Genomic DNA, 13,878 nt, shown 5'->3' with positions numbered 1-13,878 from the left:
TGCGCCTGGTTGGTGCGTGGTGAGATATGGGCAAGCCCTATTCTGGTGCCATGTCCTGGTTGTGTTGGTGGATAATCTGTTGTTGAGCGTTACTGTCGGCTAACAGACTTTTTAGCTCCGGGTCCTGCTCCATCAACGTCTGCAGCTGTTCTCGGCTGAGGGCGTAAAGCCGGGAGGGGGTTTGTGCGATCACCGACAGGTCGGCATGGCCTTCGCCGAGCAGCGCCGACTCGCCGAAACTGTCGCCGGCGATCAAGGTACTCAGACGGTGTTCTTCGCCGTTGATGTAGTGTTGCAGGCGCACGGTACCGCGGCTGACGATATAGAGGGTGTCGTTATGGCTGCCCTGATGGACGAGATAATCATGTTTTTCCAGGGTAATCGGTTCGCAAGAGTTGGCGATTATACGCAATAGCCGTGCGGGCAGCTTGGCGAACAGAGGCACGCGCTTGAGCAGTAGCTCAGGATCGTCATAAATCTTCTGCACGGGCTGTCCCCGCAGCCGTTTGAGCTGATGCAGCAACTCCGCCTCGATCTCCTCGGCGGCCCCTGAGGGTATCGCACCGTGGCGTGCCTGCTCCCTGGTCGTCTCGACCTCCGACAGCAACACGATGCGCCGCCCCAGCCGCTCCTGCATCAGCAGCGCGAACTCCGGAAAGTCATGGTTCAAACGGTGCAGCTTGTCGGTCGCCAGGTGGTTCCAGTGAGTGTAGTGCTCGCGCACTCGGGCGACGATATCAGATGGCGTCGACTCAATGCTCGCGAGTTCGTCAATCGAGTGCAGGACGTGTCGACTGCCCTGGAAATGCCCCCAGACCGTTTCGTAGTAGCGACCGATACGTGCGATCCGCATACGTTCGATGAGGTTGTGCAACAGAGGTGTACTGCTGAAACGGCTGAATAGCCAGTGCTCGATATACTCATATTGAAGACGGCCGGTACCGTTATGGAACTGACCGTTATAGCGCAGGGTATCGGTCTGGTGTTCCAGGGTCATCAGCAGGCGCCGGGTGACCGACTCGCTCAGATGACCACGCTCGAACATCTCCCGGTAGTAGCTTTTTTCTTCGGTCAGTGCTCTTAAAAAGAACAGGTTGAACTCCTGGTCATGAGAGAGCTGTGTCTTGCGAAGCTGCCGGATCTCTTTTTTAGCCTTCTCGATCGCATGATGGCTGCGGTGGTTCAGGCGCTGAGTAACCCTGCTGGAAAACAGGCCGCCCTGATGCAGTGCCGGTAGTCGGCGGATGGCGCGTTGATGGGCGATGATCTCTCGCTCCAATAGCGCGAGACGGTCGGCCAGCGGCGGCTGATCAAGCTTTAGCAGGCGCAGCACCGGTTGCATGCTCAGACCCTGAGCTAAGAGCGTGAACAGTACCGCGCCGGTTACCAGGGCGACAAACAGCTCCTTGAACGGGTACTCCGGCAAACTGAGCACGATGGCCAGCGCGATGGCGCCGCGCAGCCCGCCCCAGAACATGATGAAGCGATAGCCGATCCCGATGGGGTCGACCTTGGGCAGGCGGCCGACCAGTGGCAGCAGGCCGAAGATAACCAGGGCGCGGGAAACCAGCATGGCCAGAATAACCCAGAGCACCAGGTCCCAGACCGATGCCAATGAGTTTAGATCCACCTGCATACCGAGGAGCAGGAACAGCAGGGCGTTGGCAGTGAAGGCCAGTACCGCCCAGAAGTGTTCCAGGTAGACGCGCACCGAAGTCGCGACACGCAGCTTGCCCCAGGTCCCCATAGTCAGACCTGCGCCCAGGGTGGCCATGACGCCGCTGACCTGGAACACCTCTTCAGCAATCAGGAAGGAGAGGTAGGCCAGCGCGGTGGTCAGGCCGATCTCCAGTATCGGGTCGGAGTAGATCCAGCCGATCACCTTAGCGGTCAGGTAGCCAAGCATTACACCAAACGCCAGTCCACCGGCAAACAGCGTAATGAAGCTGAGCAGGCCTCCCGCAAGTTGATTGGCGGACAAAGCGCCGATGGCCAGAGTGGTCAGCAGGATCTTCGATACCACCAGCGCCGTGGCGTCATTGAACAGACTCTCGCCCTCGATCAGTGTCGACAGGCGTCCGGGAGCACCGATCTGGCGGAACAAGGCGGTCACGGCGACAGGATCGGTGGCGCTAAGCAGTGCGCCCATCAACAGCGCCGCCAGCAGGTCAATATCCAAGGCCTGCCAGACGATCACACCGATCAGACCTGTCGACAACAGCAGTCCCGGAATCGCCAGTGCCAGTATCTGTACACTGTTATGGCGTAGCTGTCGGACATCCAGGTTGTAACTGGATTCGAATATCAGCGTGGGCAGGAACACGAACAGAATCAGATCGGGCGAGATGCGCAGGGTTTCCTCGACCTGCGCCAGCGCCGGTACGTTGCTGCCAACGTAGCTGATTGCAATACCGACAATGACCAGCATGACCGTGAACGGCAGCCGCGTGCGTCGTGAAATCAGGTAAACGCCGAGTGCAACCAGCAACAGGCTGAAAACAGCCCAGACCAGTTCAGGTACGGGGTGGATAGCGTCCACTGCCTGTGCTCCTCGGCATAAGCCCACCGGTTGCGGTGAGCGTGAAGCGTTGACAGCCGGGCGACAAGGGCGCCCGGCTCTGCTGGGCTCAGGGTTCGAGTGCCGGGTTCAATGTGTAGGTGCCGCAGATGCTGGCGCCATCGATCACGTGCATCTCGATCGCATCATACACATTCTGCCCGGTGAGCTCCCCATTTACCTCGATATTATCGGTATCCAGTGCATAGATACTGAACACGTAGTGGTGCATGATCTCATCGTTCCAGGGTGGGCAGGGGCCATCGTAGCCGTAGTAAACGCCCTGCATCGCATCGTCGCCGGCAAACCAACTGGTGTAGTCGTTGATGCCGTGGCTCATGCCACCTGGGGCATCCGGTCCCTGTTTGCCGCGTGGCGTAACGCCGTTACATTGGCTGCCTTCCGCTATTTCGGTGACGTCGGCGGGGATGTTGAACAGCACCCAGTGGTAATAGTCGATACGGGGCAGGGATGCCGGGACGGTTCGTCCCTCCTGATTGACATCATCGCCCTGGCTCGGCACATCCGGATCATGGCAGATCAGCGCGAACGAGCGCGTGCCTTCGGGCACTTCGCTCCAGGCCAGATGAGGGTTGATGTTGTCCGATAGCGCCACGTGGGTCTGCTGATCCATGCGACAGAAAGCGTAGCGAGTCGGGATAGGGGCACCATCGTTAAAGCTGTTGCTGACCAGTTTCATCTCTCGTCACCTGCGGTTCTGTTCCGTGAATGTTTTTGTATTTTTCGGCTTGCCCTGGATAGCGGGGCTGAGATGAAATGTAGCATCTGGCGGTGCGGAAGGTCATGCATGGAGCCAGCAAATTCATGGATTTAAGGAGATTGAGATATGGGAGTCGAGGTAACGGGCGTATTCGGATTGCTGCTGCTGGTACTGGATGTGATGGCGATCATCAAAACGATCCAGAGCAGGGCCAGCACCGTGGCCAAGGTAATCTGGGTAGTGGCGATTCTGCTGTTGCCGCTGTTGGGATTGATTCTCTGGTTCCTGTTCGGGCCCAAGGGCTGAACAATCAAACGAAACAGGCCTGGTATTGCCCCGGCGTCACCGCTGTGCGCCGCTTGAAGTGGCGTTGAAAGTGGGCCTGGTCGGAAAAACCCAGGCGCTGGGCAGTATCGATCAGCGCCGTACCTTCACGCAGCAGCTGCTTGGCGCGCTTGATGCGTTGATCCAGTAACCAGGCGTGCGGCGCCATGCCGTAGTGCCGCTGAAAACTGCGGATCAGCTGATAGCGGTTCAGGCCGCTGGTAGCACAGAGCATCTCCAACGGCAGGTTCTCGTCCAGTCTGTCCAACAACAGCTCCCGCACCGGGATCAGCGAGCCAAGTCCCGTATCACGCCGCTCGGTGATACCGCTTGGGTTGAACAGCGGTGTCAGCCAGTCGATTAGCTCGCTCTCGGCAGCGAGCGGGTCATCGTCTCGGATCAGTGCCTGGAACAGCGCATCGAAGCGGCGAAACCGCTGGGGATCACGCTCGTAGTCCTGCTCGAAGGGTCGATAGTCGTCGGCACTGGTGCAAAGCTCCTGCTGCAGACCGGCTATCCACCGCGTATCGACGAACAGCATGCGGTAGGACCAGCTTCCCGCTTGAGGGTTGCAGGAGTGAGTATCGCCAGGGTTGATGGTGACAGTGTCACCTTTGGCGATTGCGTGTCGCTGGTTTAGGTTCAGATAGCTCGCCGCGCCCTCGTCGATGACGCCGAAGGAGAACTCGTCGTGGGAGTGCTTGTCGTAGCAGGCGCTGGAACGGTTGGCGCGGCGCATCTCGACAAACGGCAGTGCGCGGCTGCGGGTAAAAAACTGAGTCGGCTCTGCCACACCTATGCCTCCCTTTTAGATGAACAGCGTAATAACGGTGCTGCCAAGCAGCAGTCCCATCGAGCGGTAGAAGTATAGTTGTGCACGGCTACTGGCGAGAAAACGGCCGATCAACTGGCCAGCGCAAGCCCAGAAACCGACGCCGATAAAGCAGGCCAAAAAAGAGACCGCACAAAACAATAGCAGATAAAGGTCCGGCTCGGAATGGATACTGACGAACAGGCTGACACCGGTAATCGCCACCAGCCAGGCTTTGGGGTTGAGGATCTGCAGCAGGGCGCCCTGAATCAAGCGCGGTGCTTGTTGTGCGCCTTCGTCTACGTGAGTGGTCGGTGAGGCGGTGGTGATCTTCCAGGCCAGATAAAGCAGCAGTGCTGCCCCGGCATAGCTGAAGCCTTCGAGTACCACGGGGTAGCGCTTCAGCAGATCGTTTACGCCGACGCCGCACAGGTAGACTACCAGCGTGTAGCCGAGTGTGGCACCCAGCACATGGGGTAGGGCACGAAGGCTGCCGAAGCGGGCACCGGCACTGGTCGCGACCAGATTCACGGGCCCTGGCGTGATCGCGCCGACCAGCGCGAATATCATCATTGGGATCAGTACTGACAGCATCTCTCATCCTGTTTATAGCGGGGGAGAGATCAGACTAGCGACGGAAGAGATCGGGGTATTGAACGAAATTGCATGGCGGAAGTCAGTAGGACCGGCTCCCTTGTGGACAAACAACCGGTCTATTCGCCGGCAGTGGCTGCTGCCGGCTCGACTACACTATAAAGGCTCGCTCCCGTTATCAGCCGAGGTACTCATGCTCATTACCTTTAGAACCGATGCCTATGCCAATATCACGATGTTGGGCGATGTAGCACTGACCATGATTCGCATGATGGGACACCGCGATGTCGTGCCCGGTGCTATCCTGGCCGCCGATATTCCGGAGGCGTTGAACAAACTGAAACGCGCACTCGACGAACAGCCGATACCTGCTGACACAGACGACGAGATGTCGGAAGGCCAAGAGGATGAAGATCAGAAAGTGAGTCTTGCCAACCGCGCCTATCCCCTACTCGAACTGCTGGCCGCGGCCGCCAAAGATGAGTGTGATCTGATGTGGGATAAAGCGTAAGTTAGCGTGAATCAACGTCTCAACCAGGCCCTCGATTTTCATAGGCGGATGTTGGGCGTCTTGTTGCAGCGCCAGAGGCTGAATGATCCGTGTTGCGACCGGGTGCTTAGGTATCTTATCAGTAGAACGCCCCCCTTGGCGGGGTTGAAGTCAGGCGCATAGTTCACCTGACTTAATCGGTAACGCCCCGCTTCGGGTACTAGTCGTTAACGTTTCAATAGCCCGTTTAGCTTCAGGCTCTCGTCCGCCGCTTCAGCGAAGCTAGGCGAAATGCCGGCGGCCAGCAGCTTGCGCGCCGCCATATGATCGGCGGGCTTGTTGACGGTGTGCACGGCGATCAGCCGCTCGCCCCGATACAGGAACAGGGTAAACTTGCCGCTCTCGGTCGTTCCGCGCTGCACCACACGGTCATAACCCTGGTGCAGCCCCGCCATCTGCAGTTTGAACTCGTACTGATCGGACCAGAACCAGGGTACCGAATCGTATTCTGCCCGTTCACCACAAATATTGGCCGCGATCACTTTGGCCTGGTCGACGGCGTTCTGCACCGATTCGATTCGTATCCGCCTGTCCGCCAGTGGATGTGCAAACGAGACGGCATCGCCCGCGGCGAATATCGCCGGGTCGTTGGTGCGGCAGCTGGCGTCGACGACGATCCCCTCATCGCACTCGAGTCCCGCCGCTTCGGCCAGCCGGGTATCGGGAGTAACGCCGATACCGGCCACGAGCATGTCGCAACTCAGAGTGCGACCATCGGTGGTCAAGATCTCGAAACTGCCGTTGTCGAGGCGTGAAACCGTCTCGATGCTGGTGTTCAGCTGAATATCGGCGCCATGGGCGCGATGTTGCTCCAGCATGAATCCGGATAGCTCCGGGGTGACGTTCTGGTTCATGATGCGTGGGCCGCGCACCAATACGCTGACGTTCTTGCCGAGCTTGCGGGCGGTGGCCGCGAACTCAAGGCCGATGAAACCGCCACCGACAACGACCAGATCCTGGGCCGTACCGAGCTGCGCGCTGATGCGGTCGATATCGCCCAGGGCCTTGATGTAGTGCACCTGGTCGGCGATCTCATCCGTAACTCGCAGCGGGCGGATGCTGGCGCCCGGCGCCAGTACCAGCTGGTCATAGCTCAGGCTGAGTCCGTTGGACAGTTGTACCGTGTGACGCTCCCGGTCGATAGCGGCGGCAGCGACGCCCAGATGCAGGTTAACCGACTGCTCGCTGTAGTAGGCAGCGGTACGAAACAGCAGCGTGTCGGGATCGGCACCTTCAAGCAGGTAGCCTTTGGACAGTGGCGGTCGCTGGTAGGGCAGGTGCGGGTCGGCATCGACCAGCGCGATTGGGCCTGCATAGCCGCCCTTGCGCAGGCTGTCGACGCACTGAAAACCGGCGTGACCGCCGCCGATGATGACGACGCCTGTCATCTTACTGCTCCTCGGGCAGCTGAACGACGATACCGTCCAGGTCATCCGCCATGCGGATCTGGCAGCTCAGGCGGCTGGTACCCAGACGCTCGCTGGCGGTGCCATCGAGCAGTTCATCCTCGTTCTCGCTCATCTCAGGCAGCTTGTCGAGGTAGGCCTCGTCGACATAGCAGTGACAGGTGGCGCAGGCGCAGGAGCCGCTGCACTCGCCTTCGATACCGTCGAGTCCGTTCATCACCGCACCCTGCATCAGGGTCATGCCGTTGGCAACCTCCAACTCGTTGCGGTTACCCTGAAAGTCTACGTATACCACTTTAGGCATCTTCTTGTTCTCCGGATGTTCTGTTGTCGGTAAGCGCCCCGGCGGATACCGGGGCGCTTCGTTGAGTGGCCGGGGATCAGGCCTTGAGCCACAGGTGCAGCGGGCTGCGGAAGGTGGATGACGGCATCCACTGGATCTCCTGCTCGATGCTGTGAATCGTCGGGTACATTGCCAGGATCTCCTCAATCGCGACCTTGCACGCCAAGCGGGCGATAGCAGTACCCAGGCAGGCGTGAACGCCGCCACCAAAGCCCAGATGTCCCTTCGGCTTACGCTCCAGATCGTACACGTCCGGATTGGCGAACTGACGCTCGTCGCGGTTGCCCGAACCGTAGGCCAGGCAGACGAAATCGCCGGGCTTCAGGGTCTGGCCGTGCAGGGTGATCTCCTTCTGCACGCAACGCTTGAAGCGCTGGGCCGAGGTGTTGAACCTCAGGCTCTCCTCGATCGCGTCGGGGATCTTGGACGGATCGGCCACCAGCGCATCGCGCACGTCGGTGAAGTCGGTCAGGTTCTTCATCAGCATGCTCATGAAACCGGACAGCGACTCGATACCGGCCATGATCAGCGTGGTGACGGTGAGCTGGATCTCGCGATCTTCCAGTTTTTCACCGTCGATCTCGGCCAGGATGAACTGGCTGAGCAGATCTTCGCCCGGCTCCCGTTTGCGGATCTCCACCAGGGTGTCGGCGTAGTCGCGCATCCACTCGAACGCCGCCAGGTGCTCCGGCGACTTGGTGCGGGTAACCGGGTCGGACTGCACCATCAACACCGCCTTCTCGCGCACCGTTTCCAGGTTTTCAGCCGGCAGGTTGAACAGGTAGGCGATCAGATCGACGGTGTAGTTGGCGGAAAAGTCCTCGACGAAATCGAACGGCTGCTTATCCTTGACCGCTTCCAGCCGAGTGCGTGCCGCGGCGTGGGCGGGCTCGATGATGTGGTCCAGCGCACGCTTCATCACCGCTTTCTGGATCAGTGCGCGCATACGGTCGTGGCGGGGAGGATCGGAGGTGCCCAGGGTTGCACCGGCGCGCCCCGGCATCTCCGACATCAGGTTGCCCTTCGCCGAGGAGAAGGTCTCCCAGTCGTTCAGCGCCATGACGATATCCTGGTAGCGGGAGAGCACCCACATATTGGCCTCTTCGCTCCAGAAACAGGGGTATTCATCCCTCAGGGTCTTGTACGCCGGGAAGGGATTGGCGTCGATCTCCGGGGAGAAAGGGTCGAATCTGAACATTGATCAACCTCGTGTTTAGTCGTTGTTATTCGATACGAGGTTTCATTTTATGAGCAGTGATTCGGTCCAAGAATGCATTTCAACGCCTATGGCTTGTACAAATCGAACAGAAACGTATTTTTTGTATGGTTTTTGTGGGCGCTACCTGCTAGCTGGCGCTTCCGCCACCTGTTGCTACGGGTATTTAACCCATATTTATTTATTAAATATTTAAGGTGTTCAATTTGAATTGGGTTATCGTAGGATTTTTATCTCCTTTGATATAAGAAATATGACGCGTCTATAAGTTTTTTCGAGTGTGTTATGTGAATTCGGTTTTGTTTCACTCTGTGTACAAAGATTACACTATTTGTATATCAGCAAAATCGGCCCTTTGAGATATTAGATCAACCTTTATAAAAGATAATAACGAGGGGCTGAAAAAACATGACGATTCGAAATAAACTGGCGCTTGCCGTGATGGTGGCTGGTATCTCTTCGCAGGTATCTGCGGTTGAGCTGGGAGAGTTCAACGGAACCACCTTCAGTGTCGGTGGTTACGTCAAAGCTGAAGGCGTTTTCACCATGCCGGACGATGGCGAAGACTCCTTTGAAGGCAGTGCCCGGCAGTCACGTATCAACTTTTCTGCGACCAAGATGGTCGAGGGGCACAAGATTCGCGCTTTCCTGGAAGGGGATTTCTGGGACAACAATACCGAGACCGACAGCACCTACGCTTGGCGTATGCGTCACGCAACTGTCAGTATCGATAATGTGACCTTGGGCCAGACCTGGAACGGCCAGTTCTTCGCCAACGCACCGTTCGATGTGGAGACGCTGAACTTCTGGGGGCTGGGGATCGGTACCGTCGCCGGTAACGGTGCGGTGATTCGACCGGACCTGGTCATGCATTACACCAATGGTGGTTTCCGCCTGACGCTGCAGGATCCGGTTTACAGCGATGCAGACTTCCCCGATATGGTGGCAGCCTACACCTACCGTACCGAGAGTGGGCACGCATTTAACGTGGCGCTCACCGGTCGTGAAGTGGACACTACTCCGGCCGTCAGCGGTGACGGTGAGTCCGAGTTCGGTGCTGCGCTGTCTGTCGCGGGCAAGTTCAAGTTTGGCAACACCAGCCTGGCGTTGAGCGCATTCAGCGGTGAAGGCGCGGGCGTCTATGCTGGCTGGGGTTACCTGGGTGCTACCGGTGCCTCCGGTGTGACCGAGGTGAACGCTTCCGGTGATCTGGTAACCCTGACAGGCTTCTCGGCAGGTATCAGCCAGAAGTTCAGCGACAAGCTGCGCGGTAACCTGCGTTATGGCCAGGTAGAGTCAGACGAGGTCGCGGCCTCCATGGACGAAGACACGCTGAAGCAGACTGCCGTAAACCTGATCTACACCTACCTGCCGAACCTGGATATCGGTATCGAATGGCGTGACCAGAACGCCGCAAACCGCCCGCCGTCCTCCGCAGGCAGCTCGCTGCGTCCGGCCGGTCAGCAGGTCGAAGTGATGGCTATGTACAAGTTCTGATCCGGCTGAATCGGACTATTAAGACAACCCGGGCCCCCCTTCCCCGGGTTGTTTTTTATCTGCCGATCCCGCTGATATATCACACGGACTGATTGAAAAATCTGCTCTAGAACGGCTGTCGTTCAAGGCGGCGCAAGGTTTCAGAAGGCAACTCACCTATATATTCGCGATACTGCGCTGAAAAACGGCCGAGATTGGTGAAACCATACTTCAACGCGACCTCTGTCACATTGCGTACTCTATGGTTATGGCTCAGTTCCGAGTGGATCGTCTCCAGCTTCAGCCGGCGAATGTAGGAAGAGGGTGTCAGTCCGGTCTCCCGTTCGAACAGGTTATATAACGATTTGCGGCTGATCCGGCATATACGGGCGAGTTCATCGACTGGTATATCCGTGGTCAGGTTGTCCAGTACATGCTCACGAATCAGCTCGATATGTCGATGATGCGGGCCTGATAGCGACGCGCTTAGGCTCAGGTTGCTGTCATACGTATTCAGAATCGCATTGCTAAACAGCTTCGCGTAGTAGAGTTCAGCACGTTCACCCAGTTTGGCGCCGTCCTGCTCAAGAATATCGTGCAGCAAATTGAACGCGGGTCCCGAGCTGGGGAAGGAGATGGGGCTGCTTCTAAACAGTATCGGTGCGTTGGAGGTCAGATAGCCAAACTCCCTTGCGCTTTGTTGTAGCAGGTCCTTCGGTATCTGAACGATCAATTTTATACAGTCTGGAGAGTAGGTGGTGGAGTACTCCGAGCTCGGTATGTGGATAATCGAGTCTCCTGAGCGCAGGTGCTGCTGCCGATCGTTGTGTTGCCAGGTACAGCTTCCGCTGAGGATGACATGAAGGTGATAGAAATTTCCCAGTGGGGGGATCTTGAGCTGAATCTCCGATCCATAGTTCAGTTCGGAAATCGACAAGCGGCCAAAGGTTTTAAATTTCAGATTGGATGTTGGCGAGGCCGATTCTTTATAAAGGATATGGTGCTCACCAAATTTTTTTTGAATTAAAAATTTGGCGAGTACATAGGGAGAAACGCCTGTGATCTCATGATCACAGGCTGAAAGCTTAAATGGCATTTAGCACCTCATTTTAATTATTATTTTTATGTAATAGTGGGGTATTTCGCCGTTAGTAAATACTAAAAATAAGAATTTTATTTTTGGGCCTCGATACTGGAAAGGTGCTTCCCTTTCATTCTTCGCTCAGGGCGATCACATATGAGGTCCATTTACAGGTAGGGCCGGACTACATATTGGGATAGTTCGGCCCGCCGCCGCCCTCCGGTACCACCCAGGTGATGTTCTGCGCCGGATCCTTGATATCGCAGGTCTTGCAGTGCACGCAGTTCTGCGCATTGATCTGGAACCGCGGACCGTTTTCGTCCTCCACCACTTCATACACCCCCGCCGGACAGTAGCGCTGGGCCGGTTCGGCGAATCGGGGCAGGTTCTGCGCAATCGGGATGCTGGCATCCTTCAGCTGCAGGTGGCTGGGCTGGTCCTCCTCGTGGTTGGTGTTGGACAGGAACACCGAGGAGAGCTTGTCGAAACTCAGTTTGCCGTCCGGCTTCGGATACTCGATCTTCGGGCACTGGTCCGCCGGCTTCAGCTGGGCGTAATCCGGCTTGTCGTCGTGCAGGGTGAGCGGCAGCTTGCCGTTGAACAGGTTCTGGTCGATGAAGTTGAACGCCCCGCCAAGGATCGGACCGAACTTGTGCATTGCCGGGCCGAAGTTGCGCGAGCGGAACAGCTCGTCGTAGACCCAGCTCTGCTCGAACTTGTCGGCGAAGTTGGTCAGTTCGCTGTTGGCCTGCTCAGCACCGATCGCCTCGAACACCGCTTCCGCCGCCAGCATCCCCGACTTCATCGCCGTGTGCGTGCCCTTGATCTTGCTGAAGTTCAGCGTGCCGGCATCGCAGCCGATCAGCAGCCCGCCGGGGAATGCCATCTTCGGCAGGGCGTTGAAACCGCCCTTGGCGATGGCACGGGCGCCGTAGGATACGCGGGTACCGCCCTCCAAGTGCTGGGCCAGTACCGGGTGGTGTTTCAGGCGCTGGAACTCGTCGAACGGGCTGAGCCAGGGGTTGGTATAGTTCAGGTCGACGATCAGGCCGACCACCGCCTGATGGTTCTCCAGGTGGTAGAGGAAGAAACCGCCGGTCGTGTCGCCTTCGAGCGGCCAGCCGGAGCCATGCACGACCAGACCCGGCTTGTGCTTGGCCGGGTCGATATCCCAGAGCTCCTTGATGCCGATGCCGTAGTGCTGGGCATCGGCTTGCGTATCGAGCTGAAAGCGCTCAATCAGCTGCTTGCCCAGGTGGCCACGACAGCCCTCGGCGAACAGGGTGTACTTGGCGTGCAGCTCCATCCCCTCGGTGTAGTTGGGGCCCTGCTCACCGGCCGCGGTGATACCCATATCGCCGGTGGCGATGCCTTTCACCGAACCATCATCGTTGTACAACACTTCCGCGGCGGCAAAGCCGGGGAACACCTCAACGCCAAGCGCCTCCGCCTGCTCGGCCAGCCAGCGGCACAGGTTGCCCAGGCTGACCACGTAGTTGTTCAGCCCGTGTCCAGTGTTGTGCATGGTCTTGGGGATCAGTGCATTGGGCAACCTCTTCGCCCCTGCCTCACTCTTGAGCAGATAGAGCTCATCGGCGGTCACCGGGGTGTTCAGCGGTGCGCCCATCGCCTTCCAATCCGGGAACAGCTCATCCAGAGCACGGGACTCGATCACTGCACCGGAGAGGATATGCGCGCCCACCTCGGAGCCCTTCTCCACCACGCAGACGGTCAGCTCCTGTTCTGCTTCCTGGGCCTGCTGCATCAGGCGACAAGCTGCCGACAGACCGGCCGGGCCAGCGCCGACGATCACCACATCGAACTCCATCGATTCGCGCATCACAACGACTCCTTAACAGCCAAGCGTCAGATCAAAGCTTGGCTTCCAGTTCCGGCAGGGCCTGGAACAGGTCTGCCACCAGGCCATAGTCGGCGACCTGGAAGATCGGCGCCTCCTCGTCCTTGTTGATCGCCACGATCACCTTGGACTCCTTCATCCCGGCCAGGTGCTGGATCGCGCCGGAGATGCCGACGGCGATGTAGAGTTCGGGGGCGACGATCTTGCCGGTCTGGCCCACCTGCATATCGTTGCTGACGAAGCCGGCATCGACCGCGGCACGCGACGCCCCGATCGCCGCGCCGAGTTTGTCGGCCACTTTCTCGAGCAGGGCGAAGTTGTCGCCGTTGCCCATGCCGCGACCGCCGGAGATGATGACGCGGGCGCTGGCCAGCTCCGGACGCTCGGATTTGACCAGCTCCTCGCCGACAAAGGCGGAGGTGCCAGCGTCACAGGTCTGGCTCAGGGTTTCGATGGCGGCTCTGCCGCCCTCGGCCGCAGCCTTGTCGAACGCCGAGGCGCGCACGGTGATCACCTTGATCGCATCCTGCGACTGTACCGTGGCGATGGCGTTCCCGGCGTAGATCGGGCGCTTGAAGGTATCGGCGGACTCGACGCTGATGATTTCGGACAGCTGACCCACGTCGAGCAGCGCGGCCACGCGCGGCATGACATCCTTGCTGGTGGTGCCGGCCGGGGCCAGCAGGTGGCTGTAGCCGGTGGCCAGCTCCACGATCAGCTGTGACAGGTTCTCGGCCAGGCCGTGCGCATAGGCCGGGGCATCGGCCAGCAGCACCTTGGCGACACCGGCAGCCTTGGCGGCCTCATCGGCCACGGCGCCACAGCCGCTGCCGGCGACCAGCAGGGTGATGTCGCCGCCGATCTGCTGGGCGGCGTTCAAGGCGCTCAGGGTGGCGGGGTTGAGGGCCTGATTGTTGTGTTCGGCGATCAGTAGAATGCTC

13 protein-coding genes are annotated in these 13,878 nt (G+C 58.6%); 3 read left to right on the top strand and 10 right to left on the bottom strand.

Going from position 1 to position 13,878, the window contains the following annotated elements; all coding sequences use genetic code 11:
* Positions 1 to 37: 37 nt before the first annotated feature.
* Together IEX40_RS04295 and IEX40_RS04290 are read right to left on the bottom strand one after the other, a co-directional pair.
* Positions 38 to 2,539, bottom strand: a complete 2,502-nt coding sequence (locus IEX40_RS04295) for a cation:proton antiporter (protein ID WP_188745884.1) — start codon at positions 2,537 to 2,539, stop codon at positions 38 to 40.
* An 88-nt stretch (positions 2,540 to 2,627) separates the two neighbouring features.
* Positions 2,628 to 3,257 carry a YbhB/YbcL family Raf kinase inhibitor-like protein gene (locus IEX40_RS04290; protein WP_188745883.1) on the bottom strand — a complete coding sequence of 210 codons (630 nt, stop codon included), beginning with the start codon at positions 3,255 to 3,257 and terminating at the stop codon, positions 2,628 to 2,630.
* Between the two features lie 147 nt (positions 3,258 to 3,404).
* Between IEX40_RS04290 and IEX40_RS04285 the strand changes: the two genes are divergently transcribed.
* A complete protein-coding gene (locus IEX40_RS04285; protein ID WP_188745882.1) occupies positions 3,405 to 3,584 on the top strand; it encodes a PLDc N-terminal domain-containing protein in 180 nt (59 codons plus the stop codon).
* 4 nt (positions 3,585 to 3,588) lie between these two features.
* Here the strand turns inward: IEX40_RS04285 and IEX40_RS04280 are convergent, their stop codons facing one another.
* Positions 3,589 to 4,395, bottom strand: coding sequence for an AraC family transcriptional regulator (locus IEX40_RS04280; RefSeq protein WP_229680573.1), 807 nt, complete (start codon positions 4,393 to 4,395; stop codon positions 3,589 to 3,591).
* A 15-nt stretch (positions 4,396 to 4,410) separates the two neighbouring features.
* Positions 4,411 to 5,007: a LysE family translocator gene (locus IEX40_RS04275; RefSeq protein WP_188745881.1), complete on the bottom strand. Its 597-nt coding sequence runs from the start codon at positions 5,005 to 5,007 to the stop codon at positions 4,411 to 4,413.
* Positions 5,008 to 5,200: 193 nt separating this feature from the next.
* Here IEX40_RS04275 and IEX40_RS04270 point away from each other — a divergent pair, with 193 nt between their 5' ends.
* A complete protein-coding gene (locus IEX40_RS04270) occupies positions 5,201 to 5,518 on the top strand; it encodes a DUF1840 domain-containing protein (protein WP_188745880.1) in 318 nt (105 codons plus the stop codon).
* 206 nt (positions 5,519 to 5,724) lie between these two features.
* On the opposite strand, the gene IEX40_RS04265 is transcribed toward IEX40_RS04270, so the two are convergent.
* From IEX40_RS04265 to IEX40_RS04255, 3 genes are all read right to left on the bottom strand, one after another.
* A complete protein-coding gene (locus tag IEX40_RS04265) occupies positions 5,725 to 6,945 on the bottom strand; it encodes an NAD(P)/FAD-dependent oxidoreductase (protein ID WP_188745879.1) in 1,221 nt (406 codons plus the stop codon).
* A 1-nt stretch (position 6,946) separates the two neighbouring features.
* Positions 6,947 to 7,267: a 2Fe-2S iron-sulfur cluster-binding protein gene (locus IEX40_RS04260; RefSeq protein ID WP_188745878.1), complete on the bottom strand. Its 321-nt coding sequence runs from the start codon at positions 7,265 to 7,267 to the stop codon at positions 6,947 to 6,949.
* 76 nt (positions 7,268 to 7,343) lie between these two features.
* Positions 7,344 to 8,504: a cytochrome P450 gene (locus IEX40_RS04255; protein ID WP_188745877.1), complete on the bottom strand. Its 1,161-nt coding sequence runs from the start codon at positions 8,502 to 8,504 to the stop codon at positions 7,344 to 7,346.
* Positions 8,505 to 8,930: 426 nt separating this feature from the next.
* On the opposite strand from IEX40_RS04255, the gene IEX40_RS04250 reads away from it, so the two are divergent.
* Complete coding sequence (locus IEX40_RS04250) at positions 8,931 to 10,019, top strand: hypothetical protein (RefSeq protein WP_188745876.1); 1,089 nt, start codon at positions 8,931 to 8,933, stop codon at positions 10,017 to 10,019.
* Between the two features lie 106 nt (positions 10,020 to 10,125).
* On the opposite strand, the gene IEX40_RS04245 is transcribed toward IEX40_RS04250, so the two are convergent.
* The 3 genes from IEX40_RS04245 to IEX40_RS04235 form a co-directional block, all read right to left on the bottom strand.
* Positions 10,126 to 11,094: a helix-turn-helix transcriptional regulator gene (locus tag IEX40_RS04245; protein ID WP_188745875.1), complete on the bottom strand. Its 969-nt coding sequence runs from the start codon at positions 11,092 to 11,094 to the stop codon at positions 10,126 to 10,128.
* Between the two features lie 169 nt (positions 11,095 to 11,263).
* Positions 11,264 to 12,919: an electron transfer flavoprotein-ubiquinone oxidoreductase gene (locus IEX40_RS04240; protein ID WP_188745874.1), complete on the bottom strand. Its 1,656-nt coding sequence runs from the start codon at positions 12,917 to 12,919 to the stop codon at positions 11,264 to 11,266.
* Positions 12,920 to 12,950: 31 nt separating this feature from the next.
* Positions 12,951 to 13,878, bottom strand: a 928-nt coding sequence (locus IEX40_RS04235) for an electron transfer flavoprotein subunit alpha/FixB family protein (protein WP_188745873.1), incomplete at its 5' end; no start/stop codon positions are given.

The organism is Marinobacterium zhoushanense, assembly GCF_014641945.1.
In the GTDB taxonomy this organism is placed as follows: domain Bacteria; phylum Pseudomonadota; class Gammaproteobacteria; order Pseudomonadales; family Balneatricaceae; genus Marinobacterium_D; species Marinobacterium_D zhoushanense.
Note: the sequence above shows the minus strand (reverse complement) of the source record. Positions and strands in the feature narration are given on the sequence as shown.